Below are 14,894 nucleotides of genomic sequence, written 5' to 3'. Positions count from 1 at the left end.
CCTGGATAATGCCTGTTGCCTGCTCGTCACTTCCGCCCACAAAACTAAGGCCCTTGGCGCTAAGCATTCTGCTGGCGTGCGGCCCAAGCATGGCGCTGGACACCGTCAGCATCACCTCCTCCGTGCTTTCGCCAAACTGTCTCGAATACAGGGTCGTCGGCATTTGTTTCTGGCTACTCTGCACGCCCTTCGGCTGCACAGTCAAAACCTCGACCAAGGTTCGTCATTTCATTCCTGAACTGGTCGTCTCGAGCTACGCCACCACCGGCAATAACCCCTGGACCGAGATGACCACCCTCTCCGCTCCCATCAGCGGTGCAGAAGGTGGCGGCAACCTGATCACGCCGAACGCCCGCCGCGACAACCTGCCTCGATTCAAGAACGTTGATGGCATCGGCCACCCCGGTGGCTGGGTCGCAACGCAATTGGCTTCGCAATCCGGCTATGCCTGCGCCAGCGGTGCAACTGCATTAATGCCTTACTACCTGAGTACCCTGGACTCACTGGCCTGGCGCCATGGCATCCCAGAAAGTTTCTACCCCGAATCGCTCATGCCGGGGATCCGTGAAATTGGTCGTCAGGTCTCGGGAAACATGTGGGGCAACGTTTATCCCCGGCAGGGCTTTCTGGTACAGCCCGACGATTTCAAGGCGGCCGCAGTCATGGCGCAACGCGCCGGCGATGTGATTACCCACAACTGGCAGCCGCATGTGTACTTACCACTCACGCCCGCCAAACGCGACGGCTACTGGCCGCCTGGCCCGATCGTTGAAAACGACGCTTCGACCCACAAATGGCAATTGCTCTACCCCCAGGTGCAGCCCACGTGCGCCATCTTCCCCAGCGATCCGGTACAGAGCGCGGATGGCGGCTACGCCTGGTCGCTGTGGCGTCCCTATAGCTGCTGCAAACGTGAGGGACAGACCTTCCTGTTCAGCATCGACTTCGAAGGAGGTGCTTCATGAGTCGGCTTCTCGCGCGGCCCTGGTTGGGCACGATGAGTCTGTTGCTCTGTGGACTGCTCGCCATTGCCACACATGCCTACGCCGCCGAGGGCGATTACCGTCTGGGTACTCAAGGTGAAGTACTCGACGACCGAGTGATGTACACCATTGGTGGCGGCTCGGCAGTCGGCTCACCGAGCTCGCTCTACCGACCCAGTGGTCTCGGTGTCGGCGGGTCATGGCGGGCGAACATGATGTGCGGAAACATGAGCCTCACCAACACCCTGCAAAACCAGCTGAACGGCGTCACCGAAGGTTTCCAGCAGATCATGGGCAGCATCGTGCAGAACGCGACCCAAGCCGTGATGTCGCTGCCGGCGTTGATCATCCAACGCGCCAACCCCGGCCTCTATGAGTTGTTGAGCAACGGGGTGATGCAGGGGCGTATCGACTTCGACCGCTCGAAGCTGACCTGCCAGGCCATGGCCGAGAAGATGGCGGACAAGGTCGGTCAAGCCGGCTGGGGCGCGCTGGCCAAGAACCAGGAGATGCAGGGCAATCTGGAGCAAACCGGCGGTGATGCGGTGGCCGCGGTGAAAAACACCGAGGCCCATAACGGCAACAAGGGGGTGTCCTGGGTCGGCGGCTCGAAGGCTGGCGGTGATGGGCAGACGCCCATTCGGGTGACCGCCGACGTAGTGCGCGCGGGCTACAACCTGCTGCATAACCGGTCGATGGATGACAATGCCTCGATTAGTAATAGCGATTGCCTGGGTGGGGCCATTTGCCAGACCTGGGCTTCGCCCCAGGAGGAATCCGAATGGGCCGTTCGCGTGCTGGGCGAAACTGAAGTCACGACCTGCGATACCTGCGAAACCCTGCGTGCGACCGCTGGCAGCGGACTGACGCCGCTGATCCAGGAGGCCTACAGCGAACGCCTCAAGGCCCTGCAAGGGCTGCTGTCTGGCTCACTGCCGCCTACCCCTGACAATCTGGCTAAAGCCTCCAGCCCAATGCTGCCGGTAACCCGTGGCGTGGTCGAAGCCCTGCGCGACGATCCCGACCAGGATCTGTTGGCACGGCGCCTGGCCAGTGAGACGGCCTTGTCCAGTGTGCTCGACAAAGCGTTGCTGCTACTGCGCACCCTGTTGGCGGGCAGTCACGAACCGAACATCGCCTCCGCCGAGCCGGCCCAAACCGCCTTGACGAAAAACATCGACGCTCTGGAGCGCGAAATCCGCCTGCTGCAGACCGAACTGCAGGTCCGGCAGATGCTGGCCACCAATACCGCCAGCCTAGTGCTCGATCGGCATGCCGGCGGTGCTGATGCTTCGCGCACCGTCGAGCAAGGCGACCCTGAGCCGGGCCGACTCAATGACGCTGACGCCAGGCGCAAGTGAGCCATGAAACGCTCACCGCTATTCACTTTGCTTTCGAGTCTGGGGATTGCCGCAGTGATGATCCTGACCGCCGCACTGGTCGCATGGATCGGCCACGCTGCGCTGGGCAGCTTCGAGGTCTGGCAGCAGGCATTCGAATCCGTAAGGCCCTATCTGCAGTGGTGGCGTGCCCTGCTCTACGGCGCCCTCTTCGCGCTGTGGGTGGATCTGCTTCGGCGCTACCGACATCGACCACAGGATCGACTGCGCGTGAAACGCATCGGGGCATTAGGGCTCGTGCTCTTTACCTTCGTCGAACTCACCCGACTGTGAGGTCACCACCATGCTCATGAGCACCAACAGCTACTTGGAGTTTTACCTCTCCCTGCTGGCCTGGATCATCAACAACGGACTCTGGAGCGTCCTGTCCGACACCGGACTGTTCGCCGCGCCCTTTGGCGCGATCATCCTCCAGGAATGGCTGTCAGCCCGTCAGCAAGGCGCGGATGAGGGAAACAAGGGATTGCTCTCGGTGCCACGGATCGAGAACCGGTTGTGGCTGGCCTACATCGTCGTATTGTTCGGCTGCGCGCCGGTCTTTCCGTTGAGCCTCTCGTCAATGACGTTCGATGATGCGGCAAGTCAGCGCTGCGGCGTAAATGTGGCCAAGCCAGCGGAAACCGCCTGGGGGACAACCTTCAATACCATCGGCGAACGCTCCGCCAACGTACCGATCTGGTGGTTTCTAGTGCATGCCTTGAGCAAAGGAGTAACCGCCGCAGCCACCGCCTCCATTCCCTGCGCACCGGATATTCGGCAGATGCGCATGGAGATCGACAGCTCGCGTATCAACAGCCAGGTACTGCTGCAGGAAGTCGCCGACTTCACCCGCGACTGTTATGGCTATTCCCGTTCTCGGTTGTTTACCAATCGCCCGCAACTGGACAAGGCACAAAGTCACGACGCGTCCTGGATCGGCTCAAGCTATCTTCTCGACACGCCCGGCTACTACGACACGGATCGTTCACGCACACCGCGAATCAGTTGGCCGTATGACGAAAGCCGCGATGTTTCCTTGCCGCGGCTGGAGAGTGCCGCGGGCTACCCCACTTGCAAGCAGTGGTGGAGCGACAGCGGTGTTGGCTTGCGCGAGCAGTTGATCCAGCAGGTTGATCCCTCTCTGCTGACTCAGCTGAAAAATTGGCTGACTGGCCGCTCGAGCAACGACATCGAGGATGCCACCCTGCGCGAACTGGTCAGTCCGCGCCAGCAATCGATGTCCATGTCGCCCGGACAGGTGTACCAGGACTATGGTTCCAGCGCTCGTGGCGGCTCGATCAATCAGGGGCTCAATAACCTAGCCACCAATACCGGGCTGGCCCTCGGTTCCTTCAGCAACTTCCCGGCAATGAATGCACTACGCGCCGCCTTGCCGATGGTGCAGGCGTTCCTGATCATGGGCGTCATCATCAGCTTGCCGCTGATCCTGCTGGTCAGTACCTACCAGTTGAAAACTGTCATGACCGTGACGTTCGCGCTGTTCACCTTACACATGCTGAGCTTCTGGTGGGAACTCGCTCGCTGGATCGACTCCAGCATGCTCGATACGCTGTACAACCAGGTTTCGGCTTCCAATCAAGTGCTGTTATCGCTGCCCACATCCGGCTTCATGGATGGAACCGTCACGGCACAGGTGATCGAGTATGTGATGGGGGCGATGTTCATCGTGCTACCAATGCTGTTTCTAGGGGCCATGAGCTGGGCAGGATATTCAGTCGGCAACGGGATTCAAGGCATGTTGGCGAACGGTAGCAAAGCCGCAAGTGATTCAGCGAGCAAAGGTACGGATCAAATATTGGGTGCTGCAAAACGTTCAATTAGATGACTTGCTGTCGCCTATATAATGCCCATTGTCATCGAAGTCACCGATGTAGAGATCAGCACCTAGGTAGTCTGGCCCTGGACTTTCCTCTTGATGATCGGAACCAACAAAAGCCCTGAACCATAGCAAAGTGATGACAGCCAGCATCATCACAAAAAAAGTAACCAGCCAAACACTGACAAAGAGCAATCCTCCGATCAATGCCAGTTTGGCAATCAGAAAGCTCCCGCGAACAAGTAATTTACCTGCGGGCATACCTGCCGTCACCGCACGCTCAGCCAGGCGGGACTCAAACGCTTGCAATTTGCGATAACCACGCTTTACCGACGTGCCACATGCGTACGCCCAGCTGTGGCCACGTGAATTCTGAACAGGTTGCTGAGTCGGCATGCTCTCGCACTCTTCTGAGCGTTTTCATGGTTGAGACAGGAGTAACAGCCTACTACTGAAAACTGTCCGTGCCTGACCGTTTATCAGTTTGCCCAGCCGAAAAAATCTTCACTGGAAGACAGAAGACAAGCCCCGTGAAAAAGCCTATCTACAGTGATTGACCCAGATAAATCGTCCAGCTAAATACAAGGTACGGATCGCTGTTATCGACAGCACTTTCCCAGGTAGCCAGAACCTTCAAGGCTCCGTCACTTCGATGATGGTTCTCCCCAAGTGCGATTAGCGTTCGGTGGCTCGCACGGTGACCGTTGCTACGATGATGAACGCCTACTGCTCTCCTGAGCGCCTTTCGAGCGCTGCTCGTGAGATAAGCCCTCTTGATTTTCTTCAACCCACTGCGGGGAAATCTTTCCCCGCACAGGGCAGGTTTCTTCGCGTATTCAACGGAGACATACCATGCCCGACTCACTTACACCGCAAACACTGAACACCCTTCGGTTGCCCATCGTGTTCACCCCTGGCGCGTGGCAACGCGCAGTACTGCTCGAGCAATCCGATCACGCTGAGAAGCTGCAGGTCGATCGGTTGAGCCACGTATTGCGCGCAGCCTTCGAAGCCCACCTGGCCTATCCACACAAGCCCTACGTGCTGTTCGAGGTAATCCACATTGAACCAACCGATCACTTACACCACGACCCGTTGCTGCAATTGAGTCTGAGCCTACTCCAAGAACCGGGTCAGCCTGCCGCCTTGCTGATAGCGCTTGCAGGAGAACACCAGCGCTAAGCGCAATGGGCGGCGCCCACCTCCACATTCGGGCGGCATGCAAGACCTGCATCAATCCAACCCATCACCCAACCGGGGAACCCTCCCCCGACGGGCAAGGCGTTCCTCCGTTTTCTCTCGAGGAAATTGCCATGCGCGATATCTACCAAGACGTAACTGACAAGATCGTTACCGCGTTAGACCAAGGCGTTGCTCCCTGGATCAAACCCTGGTCCTCAAGTGGCTCCGCTTACATCGGTCATCAACCCTACCCCGTCAACGCCATCACACGACGTCCGTATTCGGGCATCAATTTACCGCTGCTCTGGGCCGAGGCCAGGTTGCAGGGGTTCACTCAAGATCGTTGGCTGACCTTCAACCAAGCCAAAAAGACCGGTGGGCACATTCGTAAGGGTGAGCACAGCACTCTGGCGGTGCTCTACAAGCCGATGGAGCGCGAGGAACAGACCGAGTCAGGCCAACCCGTACTCGATGAAAACGGTCAACCCAAGGTCGCTCACTTCGGCATTCTCAGGACACATTTTCTGTTCAACATCGAGCAAACGGAGGGGCTCGAAATGCTCAATGAAACCCTGCTCGAGACGGAACAGAGTGATCCCTTCCAGCCCAACAGCGCCGCGGAAAATCTGCTATTAAGTTCAGGTGCACGCATCGTTCATCGGCCTGCCGACGAAGCCTTTTACCACCCGATCAGGGATCTCATCCAACTGCCGACAAAAGCACAATTTCACGATGAAGGCGGGTACTACGCCACGGCACTTCATGAGCTGACGCACTGGACCGGGCATCACTCTCGGTTGCAGCGCGAAGGCATGACGTCAGCCTGTCCGTTCGGCTCGCCAGGCTACGCGTTTGAGGAGTTGATCGCCGAGATGGGCGCTGCGTTTTTATGTGCCTACACCGGTATACAGGGAGAACTTAGGCACGAGGGCTACATTGACTCCTGGCTCGGCCTGCTCAAGGCTGACAAACGCGCGATCTTCCGCGCCAGTGGCCAGGCCCGAAGCGCCTCGGAGTATGTACTCAACCTGGAGCAGCAACTGAAGCAAGCGGTCTTGGATGACTCACTATGCATGAACGATGGAGCTTGATCGTTACCTCACCGCTGCAAACGCTTCACAGGGCCCAACGCGAGTTGAGCCCTTTTTTCTGTTTCCAGAAAACAGACGGCGGGCCCCTCACGCAAAGAAAAAGAGAGGGGCGCACACCCGCAGCATGCCGTTATGTATCCAGGTTCTGCGCCAGAAAATCCACCAGCTCGAGCGGACTCCGGCTGTCGATCACCTTGTAGATCAGATCGCGTTTACTGCGCGGTAACTTCTTGACCACGCTCTTCGCCGAGGCCCTGACGGCTTCGTCGGTCCCATGGATACGTGCCGCGAGCAGCAGCACGAGCGTGGCGTCAGTAAGGTTCATGGCAAGACCCAAAAAATAGGCACCGCAGTGTACCGACTCTTTTCTTTTCCGTACTAGCCCCCAAAAAAATGATGCCTAGCAGTATCCATATTCCGATTGCCTCACAAAGGGACACGAGCCAAAAGGACGGGTAAGGGTTGGAAGGGAATGGGCACTCAAGGGTAAGAGCGCTATCCGAAAAGGCTAAAAGGCCAATGACCCAGCCACTTCCCGGAGATCACGATGCTCAGCCTGTTTCGCCGCAAAAGGCAGAAGCCCCCTCCGCCACCGACCGTCAACGTCGCCGAAGGTTACCTGCCCATCGAGTCGGCTCACAGTTTGTTAGCCGCGGAACACCGCCGCCAGTTGCTCGACCGCATCTGGCAGTACACCGCCCTCTCCCACGCGCAGTTCACCCAGCTCTATATAAATCCGATCCATCGCTACGCCGAACAGGTCCAGCAACTGCCTGCCAGCGAGACGCACCACCATGCTTACCTTGGCGGCATGCTCGACCATGGACTGGAACTGGTCGCTTGCAGTTTGAAACTGCGTCAGTCGTATCTGCTGCCAACCGGCGCTGCGCCCGAAGACCAAGCCGCCCAGACCGATGCCTGGTCGGCGGGTATTGCTTATGGTGCCCTTCTGCATGACATCGGCAAGATCGCCGTGGACCTGCTAGTCGAACGCCAGGATGGCCGTGTTTGGCATCCTTGGCAGGGTCCCCTGGATCAGCCCTACCGCTTTCGCTACCTCAAAGGTCGCGATTATCACCTGCACGGCGCCGCCGCAGGCTTGCTCTACACCCAGATTCTCAACCGACCGATCCTCGATTGGCTGAGTGGCTTTCCGCCGCTGTGGGCGAGTCTGCTGTATGTCCTAGCCGGCCAGTATGAACGCGCCGGCGTGCTGGGCGAGTTGGTGATTCAAGCCGACCGGGTCTCCACCGCACAGAACATCGGTGGCAACCCAAGCAAGGCGTTGCAAGCGCCGATTCATACGCTGCAACATCACTTGATCAGCGGACTGCGTCATCTCGTTCAGCACGAGCTGAAACTCAACCAGCCAGGGGCCGCGGGATGGCTGACCCAGGACTCCCTGTGGTTGGTTAGTAAGGCAGTCACGGACAAACTCCGAGCTTATTTGCTTTCACAAGCGATAGAAGGCATTCCGTCGTCCAACATTGCTGTGTTCGACGAACTGCAATCGCATGGATTGGTTGAGTCCACGCCGGAAGGCAAAGCCATCTGGACTGCGCTTGTCACGCAGGGAAACTGGCAGCAGAGCTTTACCTTTCTGCGCCTTCAACCGGCGTTGATTTGGGCGAACGAAGACCGACCTGAAGCTTTCAGCGGAACGGTAAGCTTCGCAGTCGATGACCACTCAACTGACGCTCCGGCATCGCCACTAGCACCCAAGGTTGTCAGTAGAGGATCAGATCAAAGCCCATCACAGCCAGATCCCGTAGCCACGGAAGATGCCGACTACTTAGGAGCGTTGCTGGATATGTTCGAAATGGCAGAACCCGAGGCACGTGATGCACCGTCAGCAAACGCTCTCGAAATCTCAAATCCTCCTTCGAATAACCCTGGCCAGGCATTCTTGAATTGGGTCAAGGAAAGCATCCTGAGCCACAAACTGGTCATCAATGACAGCAAGGCCAAAATCCACACGGTGAGTGGCAGCGTATTTCTGGTCACGCCTGGTCTCTTCCAACGCTATGCGCAGGAGTTCCCTGGTATCTCTCAGGGTGCCAATCAAGAGACTGAAGAATGGCGTTGGGTGCAGAAGCAATTCGAAAAATTGAAGGTCCACAGGAAGCGTGACGACGGTCTAAATATCTGGGCTTGTCAGGTCGAAGGTCCCCGTAAGAAGGCAAAACTCAAAGGCTATTTGCTAGAAGAACCAGCACTATTGTTCAAAGCTGCGGCCGTACCTACCGATAATCCCTTTCTTAAGCTCGAAAAAGCTTAAATCTCCGTAGCATCCCATTGGGTGCTCGACATGCACAATCAACTCGGGGCAGCGCTCATTACTGAACCGTTCCGTTGCCGCTCTCCAGGAGCTCATAGAGTTCGATGGTTGATTGGCTTAGTCTCAAAGTTTTTTGGGGCGCCCTGCTTGACGATAATATCATCATGACACCTATACTCGTGCAGCATCATCGGGCCTCGAGGACGTGAGCTTGATCGACCGAAGTGTCAATCGACGATCGTTGTCGTTCGCCGCGCAGCGACTATGTGGCTGCTGGTTTTCAGGCTTTTTTTGTAGGGCATGATGCGATATGCGTTAAAGAGCAAATCATCTGAACTTCAGTCTCTGAAGCGATGCATTGGCTGCCGATCCGACGTAAGACTGACCGAGGGCACGGAATGCACATCGTTGGTGGTCTATATCGCGAGTTATGTGATGTACCGTTCTGGGACTCTACGCTGGGCTCTGGAGGTCGCGCTGCCTTGGCCGCCAACGCACTGGCTTCGGGTGTCGAGTTTTCCACTTATGCCTCCCCCGCTGATCGCTCCGCATTGGTTTCGCTGGAGTCGCAGGGAATCATCACGCATGCCGCTACCAGGCCATCGCCAATAGTCTTTGCGTATTTCCACCCCCTTTCTTCGCCCCATATTGAGCCACCCCGCGCGTCCATCAACCGCGAAAACTCGATATCGGTGACTGGGAACGCCGTTTTGCGCTTCGGCTTTCTTGAGGGAGATGCGGTGGTCACGGCGAATCGGGCCGTATACGACCCGCAAACCTGGCATAACCCGCCATCGTTTGGAGCCAATGGGTCGACGGCCAGAGAATTGGCCCTAGTAATGAATGAACTGGAAGTGCGCCAGATAACTGGAATCGATGAGTTGCACTTAGCGGCGCAACACCTGCTGAAAAAACAACGCGCACAGGTTGTCGTGATCAAACAAGGTGCACGTGGCGCCTCAGTTTACGAGGGTGTAGGCAAGATTTCACACATACCGGCTTATCGTTCCAGCAGTGTTTTTAAAATCGGAACAGGTGACATATTTACTGCCGTATTTGCGGTTCATTGGGCGCAAGGCGAACTGCCGCCTCACCAAGCTGCAGATCTGGCGTCACGGTCGGTATCTGTCTATTGCGATACCCGTGCGTTCGAGTTTGATGAATCCATCCTCAAGCAACGTCAGCCTATCTCATCTTGGAGAGGTGGCAGGGTTCGTCTTGAAGGTGGTGTTGATTCACTAGGACAGCGATACACGATGGAAGAAGCCCGGTTTGCATTGCGCGAACTGGGTGTTGATGTGACATGTCCACAGATTGAAGTGGCAAACGCTGGCTGGAATACGGATGCGACCTTGGTAATAAATGATGAGTTGTCGGTGGAGTCCCTGGCACGAATTGCAGAAGACCGAGCCCGATCAATTCCGATCATCACACTCCACGAGCGCACTACTGCCGCGAGTGTATTAACCGTTGCAACAGAGACAACGGATGACTTCACGACAGCAATGTACCTCGCAGTCTGGGCTGCTGGCGAAGCCGCTGCCACTCACTGAAAGATAAAACAATAATCGGCATCGCCCGCAGGGTCATGCAACGGAATGTAACCAGCTGAGGCCAGATCGATCCATGGCGGACGTCTATATCATATATGCCAAAGAAAATAGCAAGACAGCGCTGAAGGTTCGCGATCTCCTCTCCGCGTCCTGGAGCGTGTGGCTAGACGATTTGATAGTTGGCGACTTCAGTGTCGCGATTACAGAAAATCTCAAAGAAGCGAAATGCGTCGTTGCTCTATATTCCTCATTTGCTCACAAGCACACCATCACTGGCGAGTTGAGCTTGGCAGAAAAATATCAAAAGAAGGTCGTCCCTCTCATTTTGGATGACAGTGATCCGCCGTACCCATATGGTCACTTCAGCAGTGTTGATTTCCGGTCATGGCAGGGCGAAGCAGATCACTCATGCTTTCAGTTGCTGCAGAAGAAAATCGGGCTCGTTGTACCTCCTCAGGGTAAGCCCGTCCGGTTAGCCACGATAGCTGACGGTGCGCTTGCCCTTCCTAATGTCTTCATGTCTGTTTCGTCACACGAGACACAGTTCGATCCCGTAGAAGCGTTGGAAGCATTAACGGTGTATCCGACGCGCTCGATTCTTGTTTCTGCCTATGACCTGGTTAATTCTGAATCGCGACACAAGATGATTGCTGAAATAACGACCTATCGAGACCTAGGCGGTTTTGTTCTCATCGACTCGGGCAATTATGAGGCTTACCGCCTGAATGACAAACAGTGGAAGCCATCGAACCTGAAGCGCGCGCTAACCGATACGCCACACGATTGGGCGTTCTGTTTTGACAACATGACCCCCAGTGACAAATTCGAAGTGGCGGTCAGGCAGGTCATAAAAGCAGTGGAGCGCGACGCCAAGCACACCTCTGCTCCGGTGCTACCCATCATTCACGTCAAGCAGACCCCTAAGGGGCTCGAAAGACTTCCTCGGATCGTCAGGGCGATATCCGAGCACCTGCAACCGCCTATCATCGCCATTCCGGAAAGGGAACTGGGTGCGGGCCTTGCGCAGCGTGCATTGACTGTCAGACATATCAGGGATGAACTGGACAAGCTGCCCTATTATCAACCCATTCATCTACTGGGCACTGGAAACCCGTGGAGCATTGCACTACTGGCGGCCGCTGGCGCGGACACGTTCGACGGTCTTGAGTGGTGTCGGTTTGCGGTAGATCCTGAGCTTGAGCGGCTTCACCACTTCCAACACTTCGACTTTTTCAAAACGAAAAGGATCCGAAGTGAATTTATGGATAGGGTGATGGCAAACAACAACATAGGCTACGCAGGCAAGGTTGCGTTCCACAATCTAGAGTATTATGCGGAGTTTGGCCGAATCATGCGTGACATGTATTCGAAAGGCCGCGAAGAACCGTTCGCCATGGGAGTTACCGGCATGAAAAGCGCCGAGCTTCGATCGCTATTCCCAGGAATTTTTCTATGACCACTTATAGCGCTGAAGCGCTCTGCAGAGCTGTCGCTGCGGTCTGTCCAGATATTCGCACACGCATCGAAGCCGGCGCAGTGTCTGACGAGCGTCATCTATGGTGGGAGCTTTCTTGCTGCATTCTCAGTAGCCAGGTCCCCTACCCGCTCGCTATGGCAGCCGCCGATGCCATCGATGAACGTGGCTATCTTTATCACAACAAACAACACAGCGAGCACCTTGCCGAGAAATTGTTTGAAGTGCTCAGAACCCCTCTCGTTGTCGACGGCAAAATGCGCACTTACAGGTTTCCCAGGGCAAAAGCCGGTCACTTAGCGTCCACGTGGGCGGCCGTAGCAAGCATTGGCGGCTCACTCAAGGCGCTGATCAGTGGTGACGTCAGTGATGTACGCGCGTGGCTAGTGGCCCATGCATCCGGTATGGGGCCCAAGCAAGCCAGTATGTTTTTGCGCAATTGCGGGGTTACTTATGACTTGGCAATCCTTGATCGGCACGTGCTCAATTACATGTCTGCTCAGGGGATATATTCAGGCACTCAGGTATCCATATCCGGATTGAATCAGTATGGCAGGCATGAAGACAGGCTTCGTGACCATGCCCGGGAAATGGATTGCCCGGTTGGTCTTTTGGATTGGGCCATATGGATCGTTATGCGCGTTGCAAATCGCAAGCAGGAGGCTGTTTTAGTATGAGTATCGTGACACTGGTTTCCGGAGGCCTAGACTCTACGCTCGTCGCCAAGTTGGCACAGGAGCAAGGCCTGCAGATATTTCCACTCTTTGTAGATTATGGTCAACGCGCCCGCGACCGAGAGCTCGCAGCCTGCAAGCTGGCCATGCAGAAGCTTGGACTTCCTGAGCCCGAAATTGCCGGTCTGTCGGGATTTGGCAGGTTGATTCGCTCGGGACTCACCGACCCGACCTTGCACATCATTGACGACGCCTTCACTCCCGGCCGGAACATGCTTTTTCTGTTGACCGCCGCCGCTTACGCCCATCAGAAAAACGCCGATGCGATCTCCATCGGATTGCTTCACGAAAGCACCAGCCTTTTTCCTGATCAGACCTCCGGATTCCTCGAGGAGGCTGAGCGCATGATAACTCTATGCATGGGCCGGAATATCAAGGTGCTTGCACCGCTCTCATCGTTCACCAAACCTGACGTCGTGACGCTGGCAGCCGAGAAAGGCATCTCTCAGACCTACTCGTGCCACCTGGGTGAAGAACAGCCGTGCGGCAACTGTATCGCCTGCAACGAATTCAAATTTGAGGGTGCCAATGATGGGCGGTAGCAGCACAGGTGGATGGAGCCGACTCGGTGATGTCAGGTCACTGGAGCAAAAAGCCAAGGCTGCTCTAAATGAGGGCAAGCGCAACGTGTTCATCAGTTTTGCCACTGAGGACATGGCTGAGGTCAATCTGCTCAGGGGACAGGCAAAAAACGATAACAATGACATCGAGTTCAATGATCATTCAGTCCGCGAACCCTACGACAGTGAGCAGGCGGAGTACATCAAGCGCAAGATCGCCGAGCGCATCAACCGCTCATCTATCACTGTGGTCTTCATTTCCAAGGACACTGCCCAGAGCAAGTGGGTGAAATGGGAGGTAGAAAAGAGCCTAGAGCTTGGCAAGAAGGTTGTAGCTGTGCATTCCGGTAAGCAGTTCGGCGCAGCTGAGCCTAAATGGGTATCGGAACACAAGATCAAAACCGTACCCTGGTCGAAGCTCTCCGACGAGCTTAAATAAGCTGCCGGCAGGAAGGTGTTTAGCTTCTGAAACTAGCGCCCTACTCCTGCCAGTAGTCGTTCGCACGCGAGGCGCTGTCAGTTGTCCTTCCTTGCCTCCCACTGAGTGTGCTCACGAGAAAATGCGTTCTCAGCGTCACCTACAAATGTCGACAAATGCTCATCTTTTTTCAGCTCATCGGCCTGTTCACGTATAAGCGTAATCTCATGCGCAGTCAGTGCGTAAGACGCCGATAGCTCAGTGAAGCGTTTTGCCTGCATCCACGTCAGAATACTTGCTGCAACAGCGATCAGCACGTCAGTCGGAAAGTATTGGTATTCCACGTTGGCGATCTTGATCAGCGCACATCCAAAAGCGATGGCGTTAACGGCGATCAATGTAATGAAGAAATACTTGGCGGCCTGGGCGTTGAAGTTAGCTTTACGTGAATACCATCCCAGTTGGTCGTTGATCCGGGATTCGATGTACGTATCGCGCCGGGTTTCGAAATCACCGGCCCTCATCAGCTTCATCTTGTACGTAATTTGCTGGGCCGGCAGATGCGTGAGCAGCTTGTTCGACACGCCTGGGTTTTGCTCAACCACTTGCGTAAGCTTTGCCAGCAAATGCTTCTTGGCCGCCTCGTCGCTTTCATGAAAAGGCTCTGCGCGGGACACGTAGCGCCACACCATGGTTTTGATTGATTCGGCGACGGCACGCCCCGAATACCAAAGCCGCTCAGGCCGCTGTGTCGCCAAATACACAGAGCTGGCTAATGCGCCGGCTAAAAGAGCCGCCTGCAGGGCCGCTGCACCCCAGTGAGGATAATTGATAACCGAGACGACTGCGGCCACCACCAACAGCGCCAGGTTAGTGAGCAGCGCGGCAAGAAAATGCTTCTGAGCGGAACCCGACAGCTCATCGGCGGCCTGATAGAGACCAGGGAAATCAGAAATCTGCATCAAGGAACCTCATAGCCGAGTTTTTGATACACGGCTGGCGGATAGAAATAGTTGCCACGCTCACTTGCCGTGGGGTTCGCCAGGGCATGAGCAATAATGGCAGGGGAATACGGGACGAACACTGCCCCAACGTCCTGCAGGATGGGAGGGCAAAGATCAGCATTCACCTGGCGGGCTCCGTCCAGGTTGATGCCGATGAGCTTGCACCCCTTCTCTATCGCTACCTGTATCTCCCAACGCACGTATTTGTGTTTCGAACGCGTGTCCCTGCCAATCAGCAGTGCGAAGGTGCCGGCCATATCAATCCTTTCCCGGCATTTGCGCTTGATGTAATCCTCGTCTTCCGAGTTCAACGCCATGTTCAACTGGCAGTCGGCGAAATCAAAATCGATCCGAGTGTTTTTCTTCCACGCCCCCATCAGTTCATACATGTGTCGGTCTGT

At 56.0% G+C, this 14,894-nt stretch carries 16 protein-coding genes; 12 read left to right on the top strand and 4 right to left on the bottom strand.

Going from position 1 to position 14,894, the window contains the following annotated elements; translation table 11 throughout:
* Positions 1-8: 8 nt before the first annotated feature.
* From PSH76_RS08915 to PSH76_RS08900, 4 genes are read left to right on the top strand one after another with little or no spacing between them, the layout of a single operon-like run.
* Entirely contained in the window at positions 9-965 is a 957-nt protein-coding gene (locus PSH76_RS08915; protein ID WP_032903622.1) for a TIGR03756 family integrating conjugative element protein, read from the top strand.
* Positions 962-2,344 carry an integrating conjugative element protein gene (locus PSH76_RS08910; protein ID WP_032903621.1) on the top strand — a complete coding sequence of 461 codons (1,383 nt, stop codon included), beginning with the start codon at positions 962-964 and terminating at the stop codon, positions 2,342-2,344. Before PSH76_RS08915 ends, PSH76_RS08910 begins: the two co-directional genes overlap by 4 nt.
* A gap of 3 nt (positions 2,345-2,347) precedes the next feature.
* The gene (locus PSH76_RS08905; RefSeq protein WP_020300917.1) at positions 2,348-2,656 is read left to right on the top strand and encodes a hypothetical protein; all 309 of its coding nucleotides are present in this window, start codon (positions 2,348-2,350) and stop codon (positions 2,654-2,656) included.
* A 10-nt stretch (positions 2,657-2,666) separates the two neighbouring features.
* The gene (locus PSH76_RS08900) at positions 2,667-4,208 is read left to right on the top strand and encodes a conjugal transfer protein TraG N-terminal domain-containing protein (protein WP_020300918.1); all 1,542 of its coding nucleotides are present in this window, start codon (positions 2,667-2,669) and stop codon (positions 4,206-4,208) included.
* Here PSH76_RS08900 and PSH76_RS08895 read toward each other — a convergent pair.
* Entirely contained in the window at positions 4,197-4,595 is a 399-nt protein-coding gene (locus PSH76_RS08895) for a DUF3742 family protein (RefSeq protein ID WP_020300919.1), read from the bottom strand. The genes PSH76_RS08900 and PSH76_RS08895 overlap by 12 nt on opposite strands.
* Positions 4,596-5,051: 456 nt before the next feature.
* Here PSH76_RS08895 and PSH76_RS08890 point away from each other — a divergent pair, with 456 nt between their 5' ends.
* Positions 5,052-5,381, top strand: a complete 330-nt coding sequence (locus tag PSH76_RS08890; protein WP_016978896.1) for a hypothetical protein — start codon at positions 5,052-5,054, stop codon at positions 5,379-5,381.
* Between the two features lie 131 nt (positions 5,382-5,512).
* On the top strand, positions 5,513-6,472 hold the full coding sequence (locus tag PSH76_RS08885; RefSeq protein ID WP_032903620.1) for an ArdC family protein: 960 nt from the start codon (positions 5,513-5,515) through the stop codon (positions 6,470-6,472).
* Between the two features lie 130 nt (positions 6,473-6,602).
* Here PSH76_RS08885 and PSH76_RS08880 read toward each other — a convergent pair whose 3' ends face one another.
* Positions 6,603-6,797 (bottom strand): hypothetical protein, encoded by a 195-nt coding sequence (locus PSH76_RS08880; RefSeq protein WP_020300924.1) that lies wholly within the window; start codon positions 6,795-6,797, stop codon positions 6,603-6,605.
* A gap of 222 nt (positions 6,798-7,019) precedes the next feature.
* Between PSH76_RS08880 and mobH the strand changes: the two genes are divergently transcribed.
* The 6 genes from mobH to PSH76_RS08850 all read left to right on the top strand — a co-directional run bounded on the left by mobH (position 7,020) and on the right by PSH76_RS08850 (position 13,510).
* A complete protein-coding gene (mobH, locus tag PSH76_RS08875) occupies positions 7,020-8,750 on the top strand; it encodes a MobH family relaxase (RefSeq protein ID WP_020300925.1) in 1,731 nt (576 codons plus the stop codon).
* A 398-nt stretch (positions 8,751-9,148) separates the two neighbouring features.
* Positions 9,149-10,303, top strand: coding sequence for a carbohydrate kinase family protein (locus PSH76_RS08870; protein WP_020300926.1), 1,155 nt, complete (start codon positions 9,149-9,151; stop codon positions 10,301-10,303).
* 73 nt (positions 10,304-10,376) lie between these two features.
* Positions 10,377-11,759 (top strand): toll/interleukin-1 receptor domain-containing protein, encoded by a 1,383-nt coding sequence (locus PSH76_RS08865; RefSeq protein ID WP_020300927.1) that lies wholly within the window; start codon positions 10,377-10,379, stop codon positions 11,757-11,759.
* Positions 11,756-12,454 carry a DNA lyase gene (locus PSH76_RS08860; RefSeq protein ID WP_032903619.1) on the top strand — a complete coding sequence of 233 codons (699 nt, stop codon included), beginning with the start codon at positions 11,756-11,758 and terminating at the stop codon, positions 12,452-12,454. The genes PSH76_RS08865 and PSH76_RS08860 overlap by 4 nt, the downstream gene beginning before the upstream one ends.
* Complete coding sequence (locus PSH76_RS08855) at positions 12,451-13,053, top strand: 7-cyano-7-deazaguanine synthase (protein WP_020300929.1); 603 nt, start codon at positions 12,451-12,453, stop codon at positions 13,051-13,053. The genes PSH76_RS08860 and PSH76_RS08855 overlap by 4 nt, the downstream gene beginning before the upstream one ends.
* A complete protein-coding gene (locus PSH76_RS08850) occupies positions 13,043-13,510 on the top strand; it encodes a TIR domain-containing protein (protein WP_032903651.1) in 468 nt (155 codons plus the stop codon). The genes PSH76_RS08855 and PSH76_RS08850 overlap by 11 nt, the downstream gene beginning before the upstream one ends.
* Positions 13,511-13,587: 77 nt before the next feature.
* Here the strand turns inward: PSH76_RS08850 and PSH76_RS08845 are convergent, their stop codons facing one another.
* Together PSH76_RS08845 and PSH76_RS08840 are read right to left on the bottom strand one after the other, a co-directional pair.
* Positions 13,588-14,451: a DUF4231 domain-containing protein gene (locus PSH76_RS08845; RefSeq protein WP_020300931.1), complete on the bottom strand. Its 864-nt coding sequence runs from the start codon at positions 14,449-14,451 to the stop codon at positions 13,588-13,590.
* Positions 14,451-14,882 carry a TIR domain-containing protein gene (locus tag PSH76_RS08840; RefSeq protein ID WP_229752427.1) on the bottom strand — a complete coding sequence of 144 codons (432 nt, stop codon included), beginning with the start codon at positions 14,880-14,882 and terminating at the stop codon, positions 14,451-14,453. Before PSH76_RS08840 ends, PSH76_RS08845 begins: the two co-directional genes overlap by 1 nt.
* Positions 14,883-14,894 lie beyond the last annotated feature (12 nt).

The organism is Pseudomonas sp. FP215 (genome assembly GCF_030687795.1).
GTDB lineage: Bacteria > Pseudomonadota > Gammaproteobacteria > Pseudomonadales > Pseudomonadaceae > Aquipseudomonas > Aquipseudomonas salmasensis.
This window is presented reverse-complemented; position numbering and strand designations above follow the sequence as displayed.